Raw genomic sequence first — 4,883 nt, 5'->3', positions numbered from 1 at the left:
CTTAGCGACGATCTCTCCAGCCGTATGATTCTTCCGTCCCATAAAAACATCCTCCAAATGACCCAAGGCCATACATCAGGGAGGACCACTTTTCAGGGGGCAGGCCAGGCCCATGATTGCTCTCGTGCGTCGTTCCCGCCAAGCTTGCGGAAGTCGATGTGCTGGTCAAGCTGATGACTGTGCCCGACGAGATTTCAGCTGATTCGGTTCACAGGAGGGAGCCCCCCATGAGCGGTATTAGTGCGCCCGTTGAGGGCCTGTGCACTGCGGACAGCGCCATCTCGACAGTTATTCGACAGGGAAATGGGACGGATCGCACCGCCTCGCTCAACGACGACGCTGCGATTGAGGCCGTCAGGCTGATTCTGCAACAGCTCTACCAACTGTCTGATCTCGGCTTCGGCGAGGGTAAGGTCGACTTCATTAACAGGGAAGCCATCTTCTTTCTCTACGAAGGCGGCGATGCCGCGAAATGGGACCGCGCGCGCCCACAGCTATTATGTGCATCTACCGTTAGGGCAGTAGAAATTTTACTGCTCATGAATTAAATTGATATCTAATTTTCAGGCTGTATAGATAGATTAATTTTTTTCTCTGCTAGCTAGATAAGGTCTTCATCATGAGAATTTCTCGAAGGCTATTTGTTGTTCCGCTTGCGGACAACAATCACGGAAAGACGTCCATAATACGCGCTCTGGTGTCTCAAGGTGAAGGCCATAACTACACATCGCCTCATCCGCACAAGGGAGAGAGATCACTATACAGCCCACACGGTCGAAAAATACATGCCTATATATTTGGTAGATCGTACCAAGAAACTGAAAAACACAAATATTATAGTGTTTTGGATGCTTTGGACGGTAATGATCCCCTTTGGAGATCGAGGGAGCTTATAATAATGCCAAGTCATGTGCGTGATATATGTGATAGAAGGCACAAAATTGATGATATCGATCAAATGATTGATGCGGCGCATCGCGGAGGGTTTGATATTGTAGCAGCAAGTGTTCTGTTTAATAAGAGCGGCAACGATGATCCTCACAATTTTTGTAATGTAACGGATTATGAAAACATTTGGCTCAAGCAATGGGACGAAAAATGGACGCTGCCAAATAGGTGGATCGAGGATGCTAAGAAAGGGAATCCCTACCTTGAGGGTCATCTCAACGCAATTGGAAGAGATCTTTGGACTTGGATAAGTGATTCGCTAGCCGCACGTTAAGGACAAATAAATAAACTGCAATGATACAATCTGCTGTGAATTATGTAGCCACTATCTATATCTACATGTTTTTATTATGAGGCTATAAACGGCTATGATTTCTCAAAATTCACTCAGCGGATACATTCTCGAAGAAGCTATAGCGCGATTAATCAGTGGTGCTGGATATCGCCTGCTAACCCGCCGAGAGGATGATCCCCATGACCTCGATTATTTTGGCAACGGTTTACAAGTTCGAGGTCGTGGAGGGTTCCATCAGGCTGACGTTCTTGGGGAATTGGCATGGGCTCCAGCATTTGGAAATCCCATACGTCTCTTTATCGAGGCCAAATGGCGATCCCGCAATCAATTTAATACACCAATTAAAGTCGGAATCACAGAAGTTCGACATGCCGTTGGAATAACACAAGACATCAATCAGATGCTCTCGACTGTTCAAACAAGGGACGAAAATGCGCCTCCCCTTCAAGCGGGTCGGTATGCCTATGACTTCATTGGTCGGGGATTCTGTTATTCGTATAGATATGCATTATTTTCGATTTCTGGCTTTTCAAAGCCTGCGCAGGCCTATGCCCTCGCGCATCAAGTGAGCCTGATTGATCTGTCAGGACCTGAATTTAGCTCATTACTAAGTGCGATTTCTCATGTGTCTCGAAATCTAATTTATCAACGCAAATCAGATAAATTTGAATCTCGTGACTATGATGACAGAAGCGATAAATCAGAACAATCCCGCCCCAAGTTCTTGCAAACGCTGCGTGCTTCTATTCGCTCTAAATTGTGGCAGGATTACTACACAGAGTCTGAAGAGCGTCTCCCGCTTAGGTATGAAAGGCACTTAGGACCTGTCTTTGAAGAGATTGCTGGTATAGGTGAATTGTTTTTCGGCGTCTCCGCTACTGGATTTTTATTGCTGCTGAAAGCGGATCGCCCTAACGTGATGCTTGCTCACATGCGCGCGAGTCGAGATCCACAAGTCAATTTGTTCTGGGATACGCACGATCCTCTTGCTTGGACAATAGAAATCCAGCCTAAAACTGATGAATACGGGTCAGTCGGCAGATGTATTCTTCAGTTTCGTCTTCCGGAAAGCCTGCTGAAGTCTCTGCAGGAAAGAGACGAAAAAGGGCGTCGAGTTGCCGCATTAGATATAAAGCAAGGTCATTTTTCTCGTATTACATTGTACCATATTACTCCAGAAAAAACCCTTACGTGCTCACTAAAGATCGATAAGATTCGACTTGATGAGGCGCGGCGACAGTTAGGCCGTTAATAGTGCCGAGATGAGTATACCATTATGATATCCGAGGGGGATTCAGCGTAGGCGATACGCCTCCTCTATGAATGGAGCATTTGAGCCTTGGCCGGAAAGTAGGGGGGGCGTCCGCTCTGGGACGAGGCCGAGCTAAGCGGAATTGGCTTAGATCTGGGCGAGAGTGTTCTTAACGCGCACGTCGTCCAGAAATACCAAGCAAGGTATCAGTCGGCCGGCAGTCTGGCGCTGGCGTCAGCGCGCTGTTATCCTGCGCCGCGATCCGACCTATCGTTCATGTGCCGCTCGCCCATCTTCTCGTCCAAGAGCGCGCTTAGTGAGCGCAAACCTTGCTCGCGGTGAACAACACGAAACCAGCCGTCCGACGGCTCGCCAAAGCGCTCGAATGTCACCTGGCCTAAGCCGCGTCGGATTTGTCCATCCACGTAGAGCTCGGTCCGCAGCATGCCTTTATCGGCGGCGATTTTTGCTAGAAAGCCAATCTGTGTGGTCCGCGCGGTCAGGCCCTCACTGGCATCGTCGATTTCGTCGATCGACAGCATGCAGTGGTCGGCTTCTCCGAACACGACAAGATGCGTTCCAGCTGGCATCGACGATCGTGGCGGGGGCGCACGGCCCATCTCTCCCAGGTGGACGTGCGTGTCGACAGAGCGGAACTCAGGCTCCTGAGCGAGGAGATCGCGCGCGAACGCGAAGTCGTCGGTTGCGGCATAGAGGTAGCGGGCGCTCTGCGCGACCTGATGGTAGTTGAGGCTGAGCACCGTTTCATTGTCGATTGCGATGGGCGCACCTGACAGCAAGCCTTCGCGATAGCGCATGATCCGCGGTCCACGCTCTGGAGCAAGGGGAACGCTCGAAGCCGCTTGATAGCGCTCCACGATCGTAGGGCAGTGCAGCGCGATTGAGAGTTCTGGCGAGATCGGCAGCATGACGATAACGCCCTGCGAGACGAGCCCCCTCTGGCCATATGGGAATGGATTTGTGACATCGACCGGGTGGTCTGAGATCACGAAACGATGCTCGCCTTCCGCAGCATAGAGAGCCGGGATAAGGCGGAGGAGCGCAGCCGCATGACTACCACGACCCAGGAACGCCTCGACAGCACCGAGCCTGAGCCTCGCGTCGTCTGGCATCGCCAGGGCTGGATCCTGATCAGGATCAAACCCGACTTGGCGCAAAATCTCGCGCAAGTGCTCAGCCATGCGTTTCGGCGTCGTGCGGCTAAAGTGGGTGCGCAGGAGTTGCGTCGCGAACAGATCGGCCAGCGCGACGCGATCTTCGAGCGTGAGCCATGCCAGCGAACGGCGCGCGACAACCTCGGACACGAGGCGCGCAGAACGGGCATCAACGTCCTGAAAGAGGTCCTCGAAATTCCATTTGGACGTCCCGAAGCTGACCGTATTGAAATCGTTCTCAGAGCCGGCGTTCAGGATCGAGGTCCGGTATGAGCGGCTGGTTTGCTTGTCGAAAACGAAGAGAAAGCGCCGTTCCTCATCAGCCGCGAAATGACGCAGCTGCGCCTGCGGGACGAAGTGATGCTTCTTCGAGGGGCGAGTCATTCTGGAGTATATGGACGAAGATCCGCTGCGATGCGAGGTCGGCGACCTCCTATGTCGTCGATCGCAAGAATGGAGCAGCCGAGGTCGGTGGTCGTATCCCGAAGCTGCGCAAGGCGTCGTACTTCCCCGGTTTCCTGGAGCTGCGCCGGATGGCCGAGAAAGCGCTGACGGCGGTGATCCAAGAGGCTTATATCCAAGGCATCTCGACCCGATCCGTGGATGATCTGGTCCAGGCCATGGGCGGCACGGGCGTGTCCAAGAGCCAGGTCTCGCGCCTGTGCCAGGAGATCAATGTACGGGTCGGCGCATTCCTCGACCGGCCCATCGAGGGTGAGTGGCCGTATCTCTGGATCGACGCGACCTACGTGAAGGTGCGCCGTACGCCTTTGGTGAAGGCCGCGGTCTGCGCGTTGGTGTGTCAGGCATGCTTGTAGCCCGGTCGGAATGTAATCAGTGTATTCCGGCGAGGGTGCGAACGAGGCTGAGAACTGCACGCTGAGTCTCGGGATTCGCGATCTTCGCATAGGCCCGAGCGAGTTCCTCCGCACCGTCGAGCCTCAGAAGGGAGCTCAGCCCTGTCGTGAACGGTTGAGGTTCGTCCGGCTCATCGAAGAAGGCCGACACTGGGACCTCGAACAGCGCCGCGAGCTGACCAACCGGTCCGCGGTGATCCGGTTGGTCCCGCGCTCATATTTCTGAATCTGCTGAAAGGTCACGCCCAACGCACAAGCTAGAGGCTGTTATGGACCTATGACGGCTGGATTCCAGATGAAGGGGCATGACCTCTTCACGCAAAGCCTACCCGTCCGACGTCTCCGATGACGAATGG

4 protein-coding genes and 2 pseudogenes are annotated in these 4,883 nt (G+C 53.3%); 4 read left to right on the top strand and 2 right to left on the bottom strand.

What is annotated here, in order from left to right; translation table 11 throughout:
- Positions 1-158: 158 nt before the first annotated feature.
- From ASF25_RS16025 to ASF25_RS22930, 3 genes are all read left to right on the top strand, one after another.
- Complete coding sequence (locus ASF25_RS16025) at positions 159-548, top strand: hypothetical protein (RefSeq protein WP_156369036.1); 390 nt, start codon at positions 159-161, stop codon at positions 546-548.
- Positions 549-898: 350 nt separating this feature from the next.
- Complete coding sequence (locus ASF25_RS23400; protein WP_210168827.1) at positions 899-1,222, top strand: hypothetical protein; 324 nt, start codon at positions 899-901, stop codon at positions 1,220-1,222.
- A 94-nt stretch (positions 1,223-1,316) separates the two neighbouring features.
- Positions 1,317-2,495, top strand: a complete 1,179-nt coding sequence (locus ASF25_RS22930; RefSeq protein ID WP_156369034.1) for a hypothetical protein — start codon at positions 1,317-1,319, stop codon at positions 2,493-2,495.
- 245 nt (positions 2,496-2,740) lie between these two features.
- On the opposite strand, the gene ASF25_RS16015 is transcribed toward ASF25_RS22930, so the two are convergent.
- A complete protein-coding gene (locus ASF25_RS16015) occupies positions 2,741-4,054 on the bottom strand; it encodes a DUF4238 domain-containing protein (protein ID WP_056305852.1) in 1,314 nt (437 codons plus the stop codon).
- Between the two features lie 92 nt (positions 4,055-4,146).
- Between ASF25_RS16015 and ASF25_RS16010 the strand changes: the two are divergent.
- Positions 4,147-4,434 (top strand): annotated as a pseudogene (locus ASF25_RS16010) (transposase); the annotation flags it as partial.
- Between the two features lie 273 nt (positions 4,435-4,707).
- Here ASF25_RS16010 and ASF25_RS23730 read toward each other — a convergent pair.
- Positions 4,708-4,788: pseudogene (locus tag ASF25_RS23730) on the bottom strand (transcriptional regulator); the annotation flags it as partial.
- Positions 4,789-4,883: the final 95 nt, after the last annotated feature.

The organism is Methylobacterium sp. Leaf100, from assembly GCF_001422845.1.
Classification (GTDB): domain Bacteria; phylum Pseudomonadota; class Alphaproteobacteria; order Rhizobiales; family Beijerinckiaceae; genus Methylobacterium.
This window is presented reverse-complemented; position numbering and strand designations above follow the sequence as displayed.